The organism is Pseudomonas vlassakiae (assembly GCF_014269035.2).
GTDB classification, from domain to species: domain Bacteria; phylum Pseudomonadota; class Gammaproteobacteria; order Pseudomonadales; family Pseudomonadaceae; genus Aquipseudomonas; species Aquipseudomonas vlassakiae.
Genome location: NZ_JABWRP020000029.1, coordinates 19,979 through 35,997 on the forward strand (window position 1 = coordinate 19,979; position 16,019 = coordinate 35,997).

General features: G+C 62.7%; 20 protein-coding genes and 1 riboswitch. Of the genes, 9 read left to right on the forward strand and 11 right to left on the reverse strand.

All coding sequences use genetic code 11. The features are described from left to right. Positions 1-122: 122 nt before the first annotated feature. A complete protein-coding gene (locus HU738_RS24490) occupies positions 123-1,805 on the reverse strand; it encodes a fatty acid--CoA ligase (RefSeq protein ID WP_186604657.1) in 1,683 nt (560 codons plus the stop codon). Between the two features lie 162 nt (positions 1,806-1,967). Here HU738_RS24490 and HU738_RS24495 point away from each other — a divergent pair, with 162 nt between their 5' ends. The 3 genes from HU738_RS24495 to HU738_RS24505 all read left to right on the forward strand — a co-directional run bounded on the left by HU738_RS24495 (position 1,968) and on the right by HU738_RS24505 (position 4,828). Beyond that, the gene (locus HU738_RS24495) at positions 1,968-2,933 is read left to right on the forward strand and encodes a 2-hydroxyacid dehydrogenase (RefSeq protein WP_186604659.1); all 966 of its coding nucleotides are present in this window, start codon (positions 1,968-1,970) and stop codon (positions 2,931-2,933) included. Between the two features lie 63 nt (positions 2,934-2,996). Then, a complete protein-coding gene (locus HU738_RS24500) occupies positions 2,997-3,995 on the forward strand; it encodes a methyltransferase (RefSeq protein ID WP_186604661.1) in 999 nt (332 codons plus the stop codon). Between the two features lie 39 nt (positions 3,996-4,034). Next, positions 4,035-4,224, forward strand: a riboswitch (yybP-ykoY riboswitch). A 22-nt stretch (positions 4,225-4,246) separates the two neighbouring features. After that, positions 4,247-4,828 (forward strand): TMEM165/GDT1 family protein, encoded by a 582-nt coding sequence (locus HU738_RS24505; protein ID WP_176506946.1) that lies wholly within the window; start codon positions 4,247-4,249, stop codon positions 4,826-4,828. Between the two features lie 38 nt (positions 4,829-4,866). Here the strand turns inward: HU738_RS24505 and HU738_RS24510 are convergent, their stop codons facing one another. The 4 genes from HU738_RS24510 to HU738_RS24525 all read right to left on the reverse strand — a co-directional run bounded on the left by HU738_RS24510 (position 4,867) and on the right by HU738_RS24525 (position 6,839). Beyond that, a complete protein-coding gene (locus HU738_RS24510) occupies positions 4,867-5,682 on the reverse strand; it encodes a M48 family metallopeptidase (RefSeq protein WP_054887487.1) in 816 nt (271 codons plus the stop codon). Between the two features lie 78 nt (positions 5,683-5,760). After that, positions 5,761-6,381 (reverse strand): SOS response-associated peptidase, encoded by a 621-nt coding sequence (locus HU738_RS24515; RefSeq protein ID WP_176506854.1) that lies wholly within the window; start codon positions 6,379-6,381, stop codon positions 5,761-5,763. Between the two features lie 15 nt (positions 6,382-6,396). After that, entirely contained in the window at positions 6,397-6,657 is a 261-nt protein-coding gene (locus HU738_RS24520; RefSeq protein WP_186604663.1) for a putative signal transducing protein, read from the reverse strand. Beyond that, positions 6,657-6,839, reverse strand: a complete 183-nt coding sequence (locus tag HU738_RS24525; RefSeq protein ID WP_008096588.1) for a CPXCG motif-containing cysteine-rich protein — start codon at positions 6,837-6,839, stop codon at positions 6,657-6,659. Before HU738_RS24525 ends, HU738_RS24520 begins: the two co-directional genes overlap by 1 nt. 124 nt (positions 6,840-6,963) lie before the next feature. On the opposite strand from HU738_RS24525, the gene HU738_RS24530 reads away from it, so the two are divergent. Beyond that, positions 6,964-8,133: a 1-acyl-sn-glycerol-3-phosphate acyltransferase gene (locus HU738_RS24530; protein ID WP_082433693.1), complete on the forward strand. Its 1,170-nt coding sequence runs from the start codon at positions 6,964-6,966 to the stop codon at positions 8,131-8,133. A gap of 33 nt (positions 8,134-8,166) precedes the next feature. Here the strand turns inward: HU738_RS24530 and HU738_RS24535 are convergent, their stop codons facing one another. Next, entirely contained in the window at positions 8,167-8,427 is a 261-nt protein-coding gene (locus HU738_RS24535) for a hypothetical protein (RefSeq protein ID WP_099814241.1), read from the reverse strand. A 161-nt stretch (positions 8,428-8,588) separates the two neighbouring features. On the opposite strand from HU738_RS24535, the gene HU738_RS24540 reads away from it, so the two are divergent. Next, positions 8,589-8,795 (forward strand): hypothetical protein, encoded by a 207-nt coding sequence (locus HU738_RS24540; protein ID WP_176506855.1) that lies wholly within the window; start codon positions 8,589-8,591, stop codon positions 8,793-8,795. Positions 8,796-8,865: 70 nt separating this feature from the next. Here HU738_RS24540 and HU738_RS24545 read toward each other — a convergent pair whose 3' ends face one another. Continuing rightward, entirely contained in the window at positions 8,866-9,450 is a 585-nt protein-coding gene (locus HU738_RS24545) for a YajG family lipoprotein (RefSeq protein ID WP_054887481.1), read from the reverse strand. A 145-nt stretch (positions 9,451-9,595) separates the two neighbouring features. On the opposite strand from HU738_RS24545, the gene HU738_RS24550 reads away from it, so the two are divergent. Both HU738_RS24550 and mqo read left to right on the forward strand, forming a co-directional pair. After that, positions 9,596-9,829, forward strand: coding sequence for a hypothetical protein (locus HU738_RS24550; RefSeq protein WP_176506857.1), 234 nt, complete (start codon positions 9,596-9,598; stop codon positions 9,827-9,829). A 605-nt stretch (positions 9,830-10,434) separates the two neighbouring features. Then, positions 10,435-11,940: a malate dehydrogenase (quinone) gene (gene mqo / locus HU738_RS24555; protein ID WP_176506858.1), complete on the forward strand. Its 1,506-nt coding sequence runs from the start codon at positions 10,435-10,437 to the stop codon at positions 11,938-11,940. Between the two features lie 55 nt (positions 11,941-11,995). Here the strand turns inward: mqo and HU738_RS24560 are convergent, their stop codons facing one another. From HU738_RS24560 to HU738_RS24575, 4 genes are all read right to left on the reverse strand, one after another. Then, positions 11,996-12,286 (reverse strand): PA4642 family protein, encoded by a 291-nt coding sequence (locus HU738_RS24560; RefSeq protein ID WP_176506859.1) that lies wholly within the window; start codon positions 12,284-12,286, stop codon positions 11,996-11,998. 67 nt (positions 12,287-12,353) lie between these two features. Next, on the reverse strand, positions 12,354-12,824 hold the full coding sequence (locus tag HU738_RS24565) for a hypothetical protein (protein ID WP_176506860.1): 471 nt from the start codon (positions 12,822-12,824) through the stop codon (positions 12,354-12,356). Between the two features lie 52 nt (positions 12,825-12,876). Further along, a complete protein-coding gene (locus HU738_RS24570) occupies positions 12,877-13,350 on the reverse strand; it encodes a WbuC family cupin fold metalloprotein (RefSeq protein ID WP_054887477.1) in 474 nt (157 codons plus the stop codon). A gap of 2 nt (positions 13,351-13,352) precedes the next feature. Continuing rightward, positions 13,353-13,910: a hypoxanthine-guanine phosphoribosyltransferase gene (locus tag HU738_RS24575; protein WP_176506861.1), complete on the reverse strand. Its 558-nt coding sequence runs from the start codon at positions 13,908-13,910 to the stop codon at positions 13,353-13,355. Positions 13,911-14,070: 160 nt separating this feature from the next. Here HU738_RS24575 and upp point away from each other — a divergent pair, with 160 nt between their 5' ends. Continuing rightward, complete coding sequence (gene upp / locus HU738_RS24580) at positions 14,071-14,709, forward strand: uracil phosphoribosyltransferase (protein WP_054887475.1); 639 nt, start codon at positions 14,071-14,073, stop codon at positions 14,707-14,709. A 2-nt stretch (positions 14,710-14,711) separates the two neighbouring features. Further along, positions 14,712-15,977 carry a uracil-xanthine permease family protein gene (locus tag HU738_RS24585; RefSeq protein ID WP_176506863.1) on the forward strand — a complete coding sequence of 422 codons (1,266 nt, stop codon included), beginning with the start codon at positions 14,712-14,714 and terminating at the stop codon, positions 15,975-15,977. The last annotated feature ends 42 nt before the right edge of the window (positions 15,978-16,019 follow it).

Here is a 16,019-nt window from a genome sequence, read left to right on the forward strand (position 1 = left end):
CCCCGGCGTTTCCCGGGCAGCGCATCGGCCGTGCTGAAGCATGGCCGAAATTTTACGTTTGGCAAGGGCTCAGCCTCTCTAGCATGCGGGTCGCGCACCGTGATACGCGACCCGGAGCGGGCTTACAAGGTAGACAGGAACGCGCTGTTACTGGCCTGCCACTGGACGATGTCCTGGCGGATACGCTTCTTGTCGAGCTTGCCGACACTGGTCTTGGGAATTTCAGTAACAACAGCGATCTGGCTGGGAATCGCCCACTTGTTGATGTGGCCTTCCTCGACGAAAGGCTTCAGATGTTCCTTCAGGGTTTTGGCGTCGATCGCCTTGTCCTCACGCACCACCAGCAGGGCAAACGGGCGTTCGCCCCATTGCGGGTCGGCTACCCCTACCACCGCCACTTCACGCACGGCCGGATGACGGCTGATCAAGTCCTCCAGGTCGAGCGAAGAGATCCATTCGCCGCCGGTCTTGATCACATCCTTGATGCGGTCGCGGATGTCGATGTAGCCCATGCCGTCGAGGGTGGCGACGTCACCGGTGTGCAGCCAGCCGCCCTGCCACAGCTCCTCGCTCTTTTCCGGTTCCTTGAAATAGCCCATGGTCAGCCACGGCGCACGCAGCACCAGTTCGCCCTGGGTCTCACCATCGGCCGGCAGGAAATTGCCTTCGCCATCGACAATCGCCGCTTCCACCAACGGCACCGGTACACCGGCCTTGATGCGGTAGGTAACGCGTTCATCCTCGCTGCCGGCCTGCAACTCGTCATTCAGGTGCGCGGCAGAAATCAGCGGGCAGGTTTCGGACATGCCGTAGGCGGCAGTCAGCTGGATGCCACGGGCCAGCGCGGCCTTGTACAGCGAACTGTTCAGGGCGCTGCCGCCGATGATGATCTTCCAGCCGCCGAAATCCTGGTCCTGAGCGTTCGGGCAGTTGAGCAGCATCTGCAGGATGGTCGGCACACAGTGCGAGAAGGTGACCTTTTCTTCGCGCCACAGCTTGACCAGCATGTCCGGCTCATAACGGCCCGGGTAGACCTGCTTCATGCCGAGCATGGTGGCCGCGTAGGGGATGCCCCAGGCATGCACGTGGAACATCGGCGTGATGGGCATGTACACGTCATTGCTGCCGAGCAGGCGCACGCTGTCGATACTGCCGGTCACCGCCGCTTCGGCCAGGGTATGCAGCACCAGCTGGCGATGCGTGAAGTAGACACCCTTGGGGTTGCCCGTGGTGCCGGTGGTGTAGAAGGTGGTGGCCACCGAGTTCTCGTCGAAATCCGGGAAGTCGTAACGCGGGCTGGCGGCCGCGAGCAGTTGCTCGTATTCACCGACGAGGTTCGGCAAATCGGCGGTCTTGTCCGGGCCATCGGTGATCAGCACGGTCTTGTCGACCGTGGTCAGTTGCCCGGCGATGGCCTGATAAAGGCCGACGAAGTCGCTGTTGACCAGTACGAAACGGTCTTCAGCGTGGTTCATGGTGTAGAGGATCTGCTCGGGCGACAGGCGCACGTTGATGGTGTGCACCACTGCCCCGATCATCGGGATGGCGAACATGCATTCCAGGTAACGGTGGCTGTCCCAGTCCATCACCGCCACGGTGTCACCGGCCTTGACCCCGGCGTCGGTCAGCACATTGGCGAGGCGGGCAATGCGTTCGTTGAGCTGCGGATAAGTCAGGCGCAGCTGGTCGCGATAGACGATCTCGCGGGTCTTCTCGTAGCGGCTGCCGGACATCAGCAGGCGCTTGATCAACAGAGGGAAGCTATAGGCGCCCTCGGCGGGCTTGATGATGCGGGTCTGCAACATGGTGATCCCTTTTCTGAAAAGCATGCCGAACAAGTCTGGATCTACTGTAGTTGCTCAATGTGACGGTCAAATCAGCCGAAGGAATGATTTGGCGTCGCCAGGTATGAGTGGCATTGTGCGCAGTGACGGACCAACCCCTGCCCTGCCACCGGAGCTCCTGTGATGCCCAGCTTGCGCCGCGCCGTGTTTCTCGATCACCAATCCCTGGACCTTGGCGACCTCGACCTGTCGCCGTTGCAGCAACAGTTCGACGAATTCGAACTGTTCGCCGCCACCCGCCCGGAGCAGGTCGCCGAACGCCTGCAGGGCGCTGTCGCGGTGGTCAGCAACAAGGTCATGCTCGATGCCGCCACGCTGGCCGCCAACCCGCAGCTGAAGCTGATCCTGGTAGCCGCGACCGGCACCAACAATGTCGACCTCGCAGCTGCCCGCGCACAGGGCATCACCGTCTGCAACTGCCAGGGCTATGGCACCCCCTCGGTGGCCCAGCACACCATCGCCCTGCTGCTGGCCCTGGCCACACGCCTGTGCGACTACAACCAGGCGGTGGCCGACGGCGAGTGGGCCAAGGCCAGCCAGTTCTGCCTGCTGGATTTCCCGATCATCGAGCTGGAAGGCAAGACCCTCGGCCTGCTAGGCCATGGCGAACTGGGCGGCGCGGTGGCACGACTCGCCGAAGCCTTCGGCATGCGCGTGCTGAGCGGGCACATCCCTGGCCGCCCGGCCCGTGACGATCGCCTGGCGCTGGATGAACTGCTGCCACAGGTCGACGCGCTGACCCTGCACTGCCCGCTGAACGAGCACACCCGGCACATGATCGGTGCCCACGAACTGGCGCTGCTGAAAAAGGGCGCTCTGGTGGTCAACACCGCCCGCGGTGGCCTGATCGACGAGCAGGCCTTGGCCGACGCATTGCGCAGCGGCCACCTCGGCGGCGCGGCCACCGATGTGCTGAGCGTCGAGCCGCCGGTCAATGGCAACCCGCTGCTGGAGAAGGGCATCCCACGCTTGCTGATCACTCCGCACAGCGCCTGGGGCGCGGTGGAGTCGCGCCAGCGCATCGTCGGCCAGCTCAGCGAAAACGCCAGGGCCTATTTCGAAGGCCAGCCACGCCGCGTGGTCAGCTGAGCTCCAGCTCAGTCCCGCGCCCGGCTCTGTTACACTGCGCCACTTTTTCAGGAGGCGTCGTCCATGGACCCGCGCAGTGAAGTATTGCTCCGCCAGGCAGAGCTGTTCCAGGGCCCGCTGCTGCTCGCCGGCGCCCCCGCCGACGGCCTGCTCGGGCAGCTGCCCCAAGCCCTTGGCTGGACCTGGCATGCCGGCGACCAGGCCATGCTCGACAGCCGCTTCGCGGGGCGCAGCCACTACGGCGTCGATGTGCCGTCGGCAGCCTTCGAGACGGCGGTGCTGTTCCTGCCCAAGTCCCGCGAACTGGCGGCCTACCTGCTCAATGCCCTGGCTGCGCGCCTGGCAGGCGGTGAGCTGTACCTGGTGGGTGAAAAACGCGGTGGCATCGAAGGCGCGGCCAAACAACTGCAGGCGTTCGGCAAGCCGCGCAAGCTGGACAGCGCGCGGCATTGCCAACTGTGGCAGGTGACCGTGGAACACGCGCCGCAAGCCAAACCGCTGGAGAGCCTGGCCGAGCGCTTCACCCTCGATCTCGAAGACGGCCCACTGCAGGTGGTGAGCCTGCCGGGGGTATTCAGCCACGGCCGCCTGGACCGCGGCACTGCCCTGCTACTCAAATATCTGGACAATCTTCCTGTCGGCCACGTGCTCGATTTTGGCTGCGGCGCTGGCGTGCTGGGTGCCACGGTCAAACGGCGTTATCCACAAAGCCGGGTCACACTGCTGGATGTGGATGCCTTCGCCGTGGCAGCCAGCCGCCTGACCCTCGCGGCCAACGGCCTTGAGGGCGAAGTCATCAGCGGCGATGGCATCGATGCCGCACCTGCCGACCTGAGCCTGATCCTGAGCAACCCACCGTTCCATACCGGGGTGCACACGAACTACCAGGCATCGGAAAACTTGCTGAAAAAATCCGGCGAACATCTGAGAAAAGGTGGCGAAATGCGCCTCGTGGCAAACAGCTTCCTGCGCTATCAGCCGCTCATCGAAGGTGCCTTGGGCAATTGCCAGACCTGCGCCGAAGCCGATGGCTTCCGCATCTATCGGGCAACACGCGGTTAAAAACAGGGCTTGCCGAAACGGTTTCGGCTAGGCAGAATCCGCACCGTCCTAGGGGAGTAGTCTCCCGCGAGCGCCCTGCTCGCCCGGTACGCGTCAACATACTTGGCCCACAGGCCATGGCGCGTGCGACCCAGCGGCCTGCACAGACAGGTCCTCGGTTTGACAAGACCTATGACACGCACACCTTACCCGGGGCGGGGAGGCTGTACGTGTCATAGCCGTGTCGACCCGCCCCCGTAGGAAACCTGATGCTGGAATCTCTGCTGGTCCCCACCGCAATCGTTGCCTTGGCCGAAATTGGCGACAAGACGCAACTGCTCGCGCTCATCCTCGCCGCCCGCTTCCGCAAGCCTTGGCCGATCATCGCCGGCATCATCGCGGCTACCTTGGCCAACCATGCCGCGGCCGGCGCCGTGGGCGCCTGGGTCGGTAGCTTCTTCAGCGAGTCGGTACTGCACTGGGTGCTTGCCGCGAGCTTCACTGCCACGGCGCTGTGGACCCTGGTGCCGGACAAGATGGACGATGACGAGAATCCGGCCCGCCGCTTCGGCCCGTTCCTGACCACACTGATCGCGTTCTTCCTGGCCGAAATCGGTGACAAGACCCAAGTGGCCACGGTGATGCTGGCTGCGCAGTATCCGCACTTGATCCTGGTCATCGTCGGGACGACCTTGGGCATGCTGATCGCCAACGTGCCGGTGGTGCTGGCGGGTAATTTCGCTGCGGAGAAACTGCCGCTGACGCTGATTCGTCGCCTGGCGGCTACCGCGTTCTTCGTGCTGGCCATCGTTGCCGTGTACTCGGCGATGAAGACCAGTGGCTGGGTGGGCTGAGCTGAAAAACAGGGGCCGCTGTGCGGCCCCTGGTGGTTTTACTTCTTCGCGGCCTCGTACAACGGCATCACTTTTGGAATCGCCGCCTGCAACGAGGCGATTCGGCTGCTCGAAGCCGGGTGAGTACTCATGAACTCAGGCGGCGCCCCTTCCGAGGCCTTGCTCATCTTGTTCCACAAGGTGATCGCGGCATTCGGGTCGTAACCGGCACGCGCCGACAACTCCAGGCCGATCAGGTCGGCCTCGTTCTCGTTGGCGCGGCTGTTCGGCAGGGTCATGGAATAGTTCACCACGGCGTCGGCCAACGCCATGCTGTCCTGGCCAAGGCCAAGCAAGGCACCCGCACCCTGGCGCGCCATCTGCACGCCGTAGGCCTTGGACATCGCTTCGCGGCTGTGCTCGCGCAAGGCATGGGCGATTTCGTGGCCGACCACTGCGGCGATTTCCGCATCGGTGAGCTTGAGCTGATCGATCAGCCCGGTGTAGACGATGATCTTGCCGCCCGGCCCGCAGTTGGCATTGAGCTCGTCACTCTTGATCACGTTGACTTCCCAGTTCCACTGCGCCGCATCCGGGCGGAACTTGGGCGCCTGGGCAATCAGTCGGCTGGCGATGGCCTGCACACGCTTGGCATCGTTGCTGGACTTGTCCAGCACGCCCTTGCTCGACGCCTCGCCGAGGGTCTGCTGGTACGACTGCGCGTACATCTGGTTGACCTCATCGGTCGAAAGCATGCTGAACATGTACTGCTGGCGGTCGACGCCGACAGCACCGCCACTGGTGGTATTCACCGCCTGGCAGCCGGCCAGCAGGATGCCAGCACTCAATAGGCTGACGACAAAAGACTTACGCATGAAAACACTCCCTTTTTACATGCGCCGTATCCTAGGCTGAGTCGCTTGTACCCGCCATAGCCGCAGGGAAGATTTTACCTAAGCGGGTGTCAGGCACTCAGGCGCGTCCAGTTTCGGGTCGTTGACGAAGTTCGCCAGGGCCCGCTCGCGCAGCATTGCCGGTGGGCTGGCGAGCAGCTCGTGCAAGCGTGGCAACGGGGTGTCCGGGTCCAGCCAGGCAGCCTGGCCGGCCTGGTCGAGAATCAGCGGCCGGCGCTGGTTCATTGCGGCCTGGGTCACTACCGCGCAACTCAACCACACCTGGTCCTGTACCGGGTAGGCCTCCCAGACGGCAGCAAAATACAGCGAAGCGCCCTCCCCCGGCGTCAGCCAGTAAGGCCGTTTGCGCACCGTACCGCGCCACTCATAAAAACCGTTGGCGGGCATCAGGCAACGGCGCTGGCGAAATGCTTCGCGGAACATCGGCTGCTCGGCCAAGGTCTCGGCCCGGGCGTGAGCGGGGGTGCGCGAGAGGTCGGTGAGCCACGCAGGGGTCAGCCCCCAGCGGGCCTTTGCCAACTGCTGCTGGCCGTCGAGCAGGCGCTGGATCAGCACCGAAGCGCCAGGCGCGATATTCCATTGGGCCGGCTGGCCGGCGGGGAAACCCGGCAGGCTGGCCAGCGCCTGGGGCCAGCGAAACAGGGCGTAACGTCCACACATGGGCGATTTCAGAACCTAGCAGATCAAGGTACCGGGATGACTCTCCGGCTCGTCGCCGGCAACCGGCTCGGCACCATTGTACGCATCGATCAGTTGCCGTGCGTATTCAGCCTGTTCGTCGGGCACCGCAAGCCCGAGCAGCCCCTGCAATGGCAACTCACCCGCGCCGCCCATCAGGTCGCGACCGGCGAGGTGCGCTTCGATGCCTTCGCTGGCCAGCATGCACACCAGCATTTCAGCTTCCATCAGGTTTTCCGGTTCGTAGATCCGCCGCATCAGTCGTTCTCACCGTAGACGTCCAGCATCCATTCCTCGCCATGAACCTGCAGCACGAAGCGGATAGGCTTGCAGCACACCTGACAGTCCTCGATGTACTCCTGGTCGCCCCCGGACAGGTCCACTGTCGTTTCGACTTCTTCACCACAATAAGGACAATCGTAGAACGCTTGTTCGAGCATCGCGGCCTCCGGGGTGACTTGTGCGTATAATTGTCGGTCTGTTTACAGGGCTTGAGTGTGCCCGAGCCGTTTTTTCGGGCCCCACCCCTTACCTTATTACCCTAGCCGTTTCCAACAAGAGAGCATGATGGGCGAATTCGATGCCATCCGACCGTACGACGATGCTGAGGTCCCTGCCGTTCTGGCACGCCTGCTCAGCGACCCGGCATTCCTCGATATCCTCACCCACTTCAAATTCCCGCGCGCAGCCGGCGCCCTCGGCTGGCTGCTCAAGCCGCTGATCGCCCGCCGCCTGCGCAAGGAGTTCGCCGGCGTCACCTGCGTGTCGACCCTGCAGGACAAAGTCGAGTACTACGTCGACCAGACCATCGAACGCGCCACCGACGGCGTCACCTACTCCGGCGTCGAACAGCTCAAGTCGGGCACGGCCTATCTGTTCCTGGCCAACCACCGCGACATCGTCATGGACCCGGCCTTCGTCAACTACGCGGTCTACCATGCCGGCCTGCCGACGCCGCGCATCGCCATCGGCGACAACCTGCTGCAAAAGCCGTTCGTCAGCGACATGATGCGCCTGAACAAGAGCTTCATCGTGCACCGCTCGATCAGTGGCCGCCGGGAAAAGCTTGCGGCCTACCAGTTGCTCTCGGCCTATATCAACCATTCGATTCGCAATGACGGCACGTCGATCTGGATCGCCCAGGCCGAAGGCCGCGCCAAGGACGGTGACGACCGGACCGATTCGGCAATCCTCAAGATGTTCCACATGAGTCGCAAGGACGAGCCGTTCGGTGCGGTGATCCAGAGCCTGAACCTGATCCCGGTGTCGATCAGCTACGAATACGACCCCTGCGACCAGGCCAAGGCCCGCGAGCTGTACATCCGCGCAACCACTGGCACGTACAAGAAGGCCCCCGGCGAAGACGACAACAGCATCGCCAAGGGCATCACCGGCTACAAAGGCCGGGTGCACATCAACTTTGCCCCGCCAGTGACCGAGTACTACGAGGACACCAAGCAGCTGGCACAGGAAACCGACCGGCAGATCCTTGGCGGCTACCGCCTGTTCCCGGTGCACTACCTGGCCTATGCGATGTGGAGCGAGAAGGACGAGGCACTGCAGGTGCCGAGCGCCGAGAAGGTGTTCCCGGCAGAAGAGCTGGCCAAGGCCAGGGAAGAATGGCAACGGCGGCTGGACGCCTGCCCCGAGGAGCAGCGGCCTTACCTGGTGTTGCAATATGCGACGCCAGTGCGCAACCAGTATCAGGTCAAGCAGCAGGCGCCTGTGGCCTGACCTGAGCGGGGCCGCCTGGCGGCCCCGGTACGTTCAGATCCAGGTGCTGAACCAGGACAGCAGCAGCGCCATGGCCAGGCAGGAAAAACCCAGGATGTAGTAGTAGCGTGGCACGCGCTGGGCGAACACATCCGCCGGCCCCTCCTCCACCGCCAGACGCTCGCGGGTGATCGCCTCACGCCGCCGTGCACTCTGCAGCAGCAACCCGCCTGGGCAGGTCAGCAAAAGCGCCAGCAGATTGATCAGCTTGGTAGGGTGGGCGGAAAGAAAGCCCCAGAGCACTTGCAACGACATCACGCAACCTCGGTCATAGCCACAGCGAAGCCCGGCATTCTACCGAAGTCCGCCCCGGCCGCCCGTGCTTGGCGACAAAGTGTCACTTGATTTCATCCTGTCACATGCTCGTCATCAGGACAGGCCACGCTATTGGCCTTTTCCCGTACCGGAGCTTGTTGATGCTGCACGCCGAAAACCAGGATCGTCTCTATCTCGTGGCCCAGAGCGATGAGCAGCAGGCGTTGATCGATGGTTTTGCCATCAATGTCCAGGACCGCCAGTGGCTGGTCTACTGCGCGCTCGGTGGGCACATGCACGAAAACCTGCCCGAGGTGGATGCAAGTACCGGCGTCAGCTTGCTGGATTTCCACATCGCAGCCGCCTAGGTCTGTCCAGGCAATAAAAAACCCGCTACCTGGCACGCAGGTAGCGGGTTTTTCGTTTGCAGCCTGAGGCTTATTCGCCCAGCACCTGACCGATGGTCGGGTCCTTGAACAGGCGGGTCAGCGCATCGCTCAGCACATCGCCCACCAGCTGGGTGTTGGTGTCCTGGTTCGGCGCCATGCCGAAGCGCTGGTCCAGCGAAGCACCGTAACGGCCGCTGTAGCGGCGGCTGGCATTCTGCACATCGGCACGGAAGGTGGCACCAATGGTGGCTTCGGTCACGTACAGGTTGTCTTTAGGGGACTGATACTTCAGTTCGGCCAGGGTCACGGTCAGCTGTGGTGCGTTATAGGCATTCGGCGTCGGGGTGAAGCCGAGCAGGCGCACGGCGGCTTCGGCCTGGGCCTGCAGCTTGGGCACGACATCATTGCCACTGACGCTGATGGTGCTGGTTTCGGGGTACATGCCGCCCCGGGTGCCCAGGGACTGCGAAGCACGCCCATCGACCACCTTGACCACCACCGGCTGGCCGTGGCCGACCGGTGCGAGCTGAGCCTTGAGCGTGGGTTGCGGGCTGAGTTGTTGCGGGCTGTGGGCACAACCGACCAGGCTGAGGCTGGCTACGGCAATCAAACCGAACAACAGACGTTGCAACATGCGCGTTTCTCCAGAAAATACGGCGAAGGCCCACAGTATACCCAGCCAGGCGCAGACCAGTCATCGGTCCGACCCGCTTGTCACAATCGTTTCATGGCCGCGCCCTTATCCTTGCGCCAAGCCCAAACGAACAGGACGTACCGCCATGGCCTCGCTCTGGACACTGCTCTGCCAACGCCCGCGTCACAACGCCTATGCTCGCCTGGACGGCGAAGGCAGATGCCTGGCCTTCAAGCAGTGCAGCCAGGCACCGAGCGGTAGCGGATGGGTACAGATCAGCGAAATCCAGCTCGCCTGGCTGGGCCGCGAATTGCCCGCCGAAGCCCGGGCTTGCGCCCGCGCAAGCCGCCGTTGGCACCAGCGCATCCTCGCAGCCTGACAAACGCTGCAATAAAAACCACGAATTACGACCTTTCTGCCCGCGACATCGTTATAATCTCCCCCCGATTATAAGGACGTCTCCTGATCGGGCCCCGCATCTGTCGATTGACCTCGGCACCTACACCCGCTTCGCCCACAGAGAGCCTTCCACTCAGGTCTTGCATCGGCTGTCGTGCCTGCTTTTCCGGCCCTTCGCACTGCATGAACCTGTGGGTTGCCATCGCGCAGTCCCCTTTTGAGGTTCACGTCTCCAAAAGAGCGTGAAAAAACGGTTTTTCACAACTTCACGAGAGTGTGGCGAGCAAATGAACAGTCTGGCATGTGCAAAAGCGGCAGATGAGTCCCGAACAGCCCTGAACAGGCGACAGAAGCGCTCATTGCGGATGAGTGTCTGAGGTCGTTCCATAGCGCACGCACGACACCTTGACCATAAGTCGAATTGCCGCACCCGTGGCAGGCAGCGTTCAATAACTGAACCCGAAGACTGGTTGGCGGTGTCCGCGGAAGTTGCAAGAACTGCGAAGAGTCGGACATGGCGATCCTGGCAACCCCAGTGGTCCTATGCTGTCAATTAGGTAGCTGTAGATTGTGGAGACGCGTTAAATGGCGCAGAACGAATCGGTTGATGTGGTATTGGTAGGCGCGGGCATCATGAGTGCCACCCTGGCCGTACTGCTCAAGGAGCTTGACCCGACCCTGAAGCTTGAGGTCGTCGAGGCAATGGACTCCGGAGCCGCGGAAAGCTCCAACCCCTGGAACAACGCAGGCACCGGCCACGCCGGCCTGTGCGAGCTGAACTACACGCCTCAGGCTGCAGACGGCAGCATCGACATCAAGAAGGCCGTGCACATCAACGCCCAGTTCGAGGTCTCGCGCCAGTTCTGGGCCTACCTGAGCAAGAAGAGCACCTTCGGCTCGGCACGTGCATTCATCAACCCGGTCCCGCACCTGAGCTACGTCGAAGGTGACAAGGGTGTGTCCTTCCTGAAGAAGCGCTTCGAGCTGCTCAAGCAGCACCACGCCTTCGCCGAGATGCAATACACCGAAGACAAGGGTGTGATGAAGGAGTGGATGCCGCTGATGATGCCAGGCCGCCCAGCCGACCAGCACATCGCCGCAACCCGCGTCGCCAAGGGCACCGACGTCAACTTCGGGGCACTGACCAACAAGCTGCTGAAGATTCTGGGCGACAGCGCCGATGCGCAGGTCAAGTACAGCAAGAAAGTCGTCGGCCTGCGCCGTAACGGCAGCGGCTGGACCGTCAGCATCAAGGACGTCAACAGCGGCGGCGCCCGCGAAGTCGACGCCCGCTTCGTGTTCCTCGGCGCTGGCGGCGCGGCACTGCCGCTGCTGCAAATGTCCGGCATCCCGGAAAGCAAAGGCTTCGGCGGCTTCCCGGTCAGCGGCCAGTGGCTGCGTTGCGACAACCCGGAAATCGTCAAGCAGCACCAGGCCAAGGTGTACAGCCAGGCTGCGGTCGGCGCACCGCCAATGTCGGTGCCACACCTGGACACCCGCGTGGTGGACGGCAAGACTTCGCTGCTGTTCGGCCCTTACGCCGGCTTCACCACCAAGTTCCTCAAGCACGGCTCGCTCATGGACCTGCCACTGTCGGTGCGCATGGGCAACATCGGCCCGATGCTGGCCGTAGCTCGTGACAACATGGACCTGACCAAGTACCTGGTCAGCGAAGTGATGCAGTCGATGGAACAGCGCCTGGAATCCCTGCGCCGCTTCTACCCGGAGGCCAAAGCCGAAGACTGGCGCCTGGAAGTGGCCGGCCAGCGCGTGCAGATCATCAAGAAGGACCCAAAGAAAGGCGGCATCCTGCAGTTCGGTACCGAGCTGGTCTCGGCACAGGACGGCAGCCTGGCTGCCCTGCTCGGCGCCTCGCCAGGTGCTTCGGTAACCGTGTCGATCATGCTCGAGCTGATCGAGCGCTGCTTCCCCGAGCAGGCCAAAGGTGCCTGGGCTGCCAAGCTCAAGGAAATCTTCCCGGCTCGCGAGAAGGCCCTGGCCACCGATGCCGCACTGTACCGCAAGATCAGTGCCGACAACGACGTGGCGCTGGAGCTGGTGGAAGACAGCCCGGCCAAGCACTATGCCTGAGCCGGCCTGAAACGAAAAAACGCCCCTCGGGGCGTTTTTTTGTGCCTGGGCGTTATCAGCCGCGGGCCTTGGCGATGATCTCGATGTACTCCGGCGCATTGCGCTGGTCGGCGATCACCTCGACGAAGGTCTTGCCGTGCTCGTCCTTGCCATCCAGGTCCAGGCCCGCCTCGACGAAGAAGCCCACGAAGCGCTCGAAGTCATCGACACGCAGGCCGCGGTAGCCTTTGATCAGCTTGTGGTGCGAAGGCGAGGTTACGCCATCGGCCGGCTCAAACTGTAGGAACGACTTGATGTAGTCGTCGCTGATTTCGTCACCAATCACCTGCTTCTTGTCTTTGCGCATTGCCGGCTCCAACTGACCATCAAGGAATTTCGAAGGCCGGCAGTTTACCCCCCACAGCCAGCACGCCTCAACGCGAACGTACGGTACCGGTGTGCAGGTCGGCCCAGATGTGGCCGTTGGCGTAGGTCAGGAACTGCACATAGACGGTCTCGTTACGCAGCAGGTCCATGATCACCCGGTAATCGCTAACCGGGTAATTCAGGCTCAAGGTTCGCGACTTTTCGTCGAACACTGGCTTCTTCAGGCTTTTGCCCGCCTCGCCATCGAAGTTGAGCAGCACCTGGCTGATGGTCGCGCCCTTGCTCAGCGGTTTGCCCTTCAGGCGCATCTGCAGCGAAGCCGTGATCGGGATCGGCTGTTGGTCGGACTGGCGCTGTGCTCCCACCACCACCGAGTAGTCGGTTACTTGCAGCAACTGCTGGCCGGTCGGCGCTTCCTGGCGCAGGGACTGGTCATCGGGCGGGAGGAACTGGCTGTGCAGCGGCGCGGCGGCGAGAGGCAGGCTCACCGCCAGCAGCAGGGGAAGAATCGCACGCATGTGAGGCTCCTTGGCATGAAGGCGCACTCTAGCACGCGGGCAACAGCAGAACTCAATCGAACTGCGCGAGCATCCAGGCTTGGTATTCAGCCGCGCCGGGTTCACCTTCACGTGGCGCCCAGGCGGCATGCTCACCCTCGACCAACTGGCGGTAAGGGCCGGCCTTGCATTCGAACATGATGGTGTTGGGGTCGAGCGCCACCAGACCATGGTAGACGCCCGGCGGCAGGTCTACCCCCATGCACTCGCCACCCGCTTCGAGGATGCGGGTGCCGGTCAGCGCGCCCTGTTCATCGAACAGCAACAGACCGAGCCGGCCCTTGAGCACCAGCATGGTTTCAGCCTTGTCGTCGCTCAGGTGCCGGTGCGGCGCGATGTAGGTGGAGGGTTGCAAGCCGATCGCCAGGCGGTGGCAAGGGTCTGCCATCTCATGGAAGTTGTGATGGTGCCGCAGGCGCGGCGCATCGGCGGCTTTTTGCGCCAGCCCGGTAAGCAACGTTTGGTCGATGAATGCAGGCTGGCTCATGGTTACAGTCCCTTGACCGCGAAAATGCCGTTAGCGTTACGCCAGTAGCCTTTATAGTCCATTCCGTAACCAAAGATATAGCGATCAATGCACGGCAGGCCGGCATAACTGGCTTTCAGGCCTGGGCTGGCCTTGCGGTCGTGGTCCTTGTCGATCAGCACCGCAGTGTGCACCGCGCGCGCGCCGGCATGCTTGCAGAATTCAATGATGGCGCTGAGGGTGTGGCCTTCATCGAGGATATCGTCGACGATCAGCACGTCACGGTCGATGAACGACACTTCCGGCTTGGCCTTCCAGAACAACTCGCCACCACTGGTCTGGTTACGGTAACGGGTGGCATGGATGTACGAGACCTCCAGCGGGAACTGCAGGTGGGTCAGCAGTTTGCCAGCAAAGATCAGGCCGCCGTTCATCACGCAGAACACCACTGGGTTGGTGTCGTGCAGGTCCTTGCAGATCTGCTCGCCGACTTTGGCGATAGCCGCTTCGACTTCAGCTTCGTGGTAAAGGCAGTCTGCCTCGCGCATGACTTGACGGATGTGCTCGAGATCGGCGGACATGGCGCGCTCCAGGGGTGCATTTTGGAAAAGCGGGCAAAGGTACGCATCCGCTCGTCACAGATCAAGCATTTATGGACTAACGTGCAAAAGGACTACACGACAGCAAAGGCTGAATAGATTAATCTAGCGCGGTTTTTTTGCCCGCCTTTCGGAGCCCCCTATGCCTACTCGTGAGATCCGCCATCCGCTGATCCGCCACAAGCTCGGCCTGATGCGCCGTGCCGACATCAGCACCAAGAATTTTCGCGAACTCGCCCAGGAAGTCGGCGCCCTCCTGACCTACGAAGCCACCCAGGACCTGCCCCTCGAAAGCTACGAGATCGACGGCTGGTGCGGCAAGGTACAAGTTGAAAAAATTGCCGGCAAGAAGATCACCGTGGTACCGATCCTGCGCGCCGGCATCGGCATGCTCGACGGCGTACTCAGCCTGATCCCGGGCGCCAAGGTCAGCGCCGTGGGTGTTGCCCGCAACGAAGAAACCCTCGAAGCACACACCTACCTGGAAAAGCTCGCGCCAGACATCAACCAGCGCCTGGCCCTGATCATCGACCCGATGCTGGCGACCGGCGGTTCGATGGTGGCCACCATCGACCTGCTGAAAAAGGCCGGCTGCAAGGAGATCCGCGCCATGGTGCTGGTCGCCGCGCCGGAAGGTATCGAAGTGGTGGAGAAAGCCCACCCGGACGTGCAGATCTACACCGCTTCGATCGACCAGCGCCTGAACGAGCATGGTTACATCGTCCCAGGCCTGGGCGATGCCGGTGACAAGATCTTCGGCACCAAGCAGAAGGACGCCTGACCATGCAGGACGGCTTCAACGACCCGCTCTGGCGCCAGGTCGTCTCGGGCGCGCAGATGCTCTTCGTGGCATTCGGCGCGCTGGTGCTGATGCCGCTGATCACCGGCCTCGACCCCAACGTGGCATTGTTCACCGCCGGCATCGGTACCCTGCTGTTCCAACTGGTCACCGGCCGTCAGGTACCGGTATTCCTGGCATCGAGCTTTGCCTTCATCACCCCGATCATCCTCGCCAAGGGCCAGTTCGGCCTGGCCGAGACCATGGGCGGCGTGATGGCCGCAGGCTTCGTGTACACCTTCATGGGCTTGATGGTGAAGATCAAGGGCACCGGTTTCATCGACCGCATGCTGCCCCCTGTCGTCATCGGCCCGGTGATCATTTCCATCGGCCTGGCCATGGCCCCGATCGCGGCCAACATGGCGATGGGCAAGGCCGGTGACGGCAGCGTGCTGCTGCCGTACAAGACCGCGATGCTGATCTCCATGCCTGCGCTGCTGACGACGCTGATCGTCGCGGTGTTCGGCAAGGGCATCTTCCGCCTGGTACCGATCATTGCCGGCGTGCTGGTGGGCTTTGCCCTGTCGTTCGCCTTTGGCGTGGTCGACACCGCCAGGATCGCCGCCGCGCCGTGGCTGGAAATCCCCAACTTCACCGCACCGGCCTTCAACTGGCAGGCCATTCTGTTCATCGTGCCGGTCGCCCTGGCGCCGGCGATCGAGCACATTGGCGGGGTGATTGCAGTCGGCAGTGTGACCGGCCGCGACTACCTGAAGAAACCCGGCCTGCACCGCACCCTGTTGGGTGACGGCCTGGCCACCACCGCAGCCGGCCTGTTCGGCGGCCCGCCCAACACCACCTACGCCGAAGTGACCGGTGCGGTGATGCTGACCAAGAACTACAACCCGAAGATCATGACCTGGGCGGCAGTCTTTGCCATCACCCTGGCTTTCATCGGCAAGTTCGGCGCGCTGCTGCAGAGCATCCCGGTGCCGGTCATGGGCGGCATTCTGTGCCTGCTGTTCGGTTCGATCGCGGCGGTGGGCATGAACACCATGATCCGCCACAAGATCGACCTGGCCGAAGCGCGCAACCTGGTAATCGTTTCAGTGACCCTGGTGTTCGGTATCGGCGGCGTGCTGATCGGCAGCGGCGACGGCCCGGATGACTGGGGCCTGAAGGGTATTGCGCTGTGTGCCCTCGTGGCCATCGCGCTGAACCTTATCCTGCCGGGCAATGACGGCTGGAAGCACAAGAAGCTGGATGTGTAGGGGCGCTCTCGTGCCACCAGGGGGCCGCAGGGCGGCCCCCTC

Bases quoted from the DNA above. Each gene is read 5' to 3' on its own strand.
- HU738_RS24490 (WP_186604657.1), bottom strand. From the start codon at position 1,805: ATGTTGCAGACCCGCATCATCAAGCCCGCCGAGGGCGCCTATAGCTTC.
- HU738_RS24495 (WP_186604659.1), top strand. From the start codon at position 1,968: ATGCCCAGCTTGCGCCGCGCCGTGTTTCTCGATCACCAATCCCTGGAC.
- HU738_RS24500 (WP_186604661.1), top strand. From the start codon at position 2,997: ATGGACCCGCGCAGTGAAGTATTGCTCCGCCAGGCAGAGCTGTTCCAG.
- HU738_RS24510 (WP_054887487.1), bottom strand. From the start codon at position 5,682: ATGCGTAAGTCTTTTGTCGTCAGCCTATTGAGTGCTGGCATCCTGCTG.
- HU738_RS24515 (WP_176506854.1), bottom strand. From the start codon at position 6,381: ATGTGTGGACGTTACGCCCTGTTTCGCTGGCCCCAGGCGCTGGCCAGC.
- HU738_RS24520 (WP_186604663.1), bottom strand. From the start codon at position 6,657: ATGCGGCGGATCTACGAACCGGAAAACCTGATGGAAGCTGAAATGCTG.
- HU738_RS24525 (WP_008096588.1), bottom strand. From the start codon at position 6,839: ATGCTCGAACAAGCGTTCTACGATTGTCCTTATTGTGGTGAAGAAGTC.
- HU738_RS24530 (WP_082433693.1), top strand. From the start codon at position 6,964: ATGATGGGCGAATTCGATGCCATCCGACCGTACGACGATGCTGAGGTC.
- HU738_RS24535 (WP_099814241.1), bottom strand. From the start codon at position 8,427: ATGTCGTTGCAAGTGCTCTGGGGCTTTCTTTCCGCCCACCCTACCAAG.
- HU738_RS24540 (WP_176506855.1), top strand. From the start codon at position 8,589: ATGCTGCACGCCGAAAACCAGGATCGTCTCTATCTCGTGGCCCAGAGC.
- HU738_RS24545 (WP_054887481.1), bottom strand. From the start codon at position 9,450: ATGTTGCAACGTCTGTTGTTCGGTTTGATTGCCGTAGCCAGCCTCAGC.
- HU738_RS24550 (WP_176506857.1), top strand. From the start codon at position 9,596: ATGGCCTCGCTCTGGACACTGCTCTGCCAACGCCCGCGTCACAACGCC.
- mqo (WP_176506858.1), top strand. From the start codon at position 10,435: ATGGCGCAGAACGAATCGGTTGATGTGGTATTGGTAGGCGCGGGCATC.
- HU738_RS24560 (WP_176506859.1), bottom strand. From the start codon at position 12,286: ATGCGCAAAGACAAGAAGCAGGTGATTGGTGACGAAATCAGCGACGAC.
- HU738_RS24565 (WP_176506860.1), bottom strand. From the start codon at position 12,824: ATGCGTGCGATTCTTCCCCTGCTGCTGGCGGTGAGCCTGCCTCTCGCC.
- HU738_RS24570 (WP_054887477.1), bottom strand. From the start codon at position 13,350: ATGAGCCAGCCTGCATTCATCGACCAAACGTTGCTTACCGGGCTGGCG.
- HU738_RS24575 (WP_176506861.1), bottom strand. From the start codon at position 13,910: ATGTCCGCCGATCTCGAGCACATCCGTCAAGTCATGCGCGAGGCAGAC.
- upp (WP_054887475.1), top strand. From the start codon at position 14,071: ATGCCTACTCGTGAGATCCGCCATCCGCTGATCCGCCACAAGCTCGGC.
- HU738_RS24585 (WP_176506863.1), top strand. From the start codon at position 14,712: ATGCAGGACGGCTTCAACGACCCGCTCTGGCGCCAGGTCGTCTCGGGC.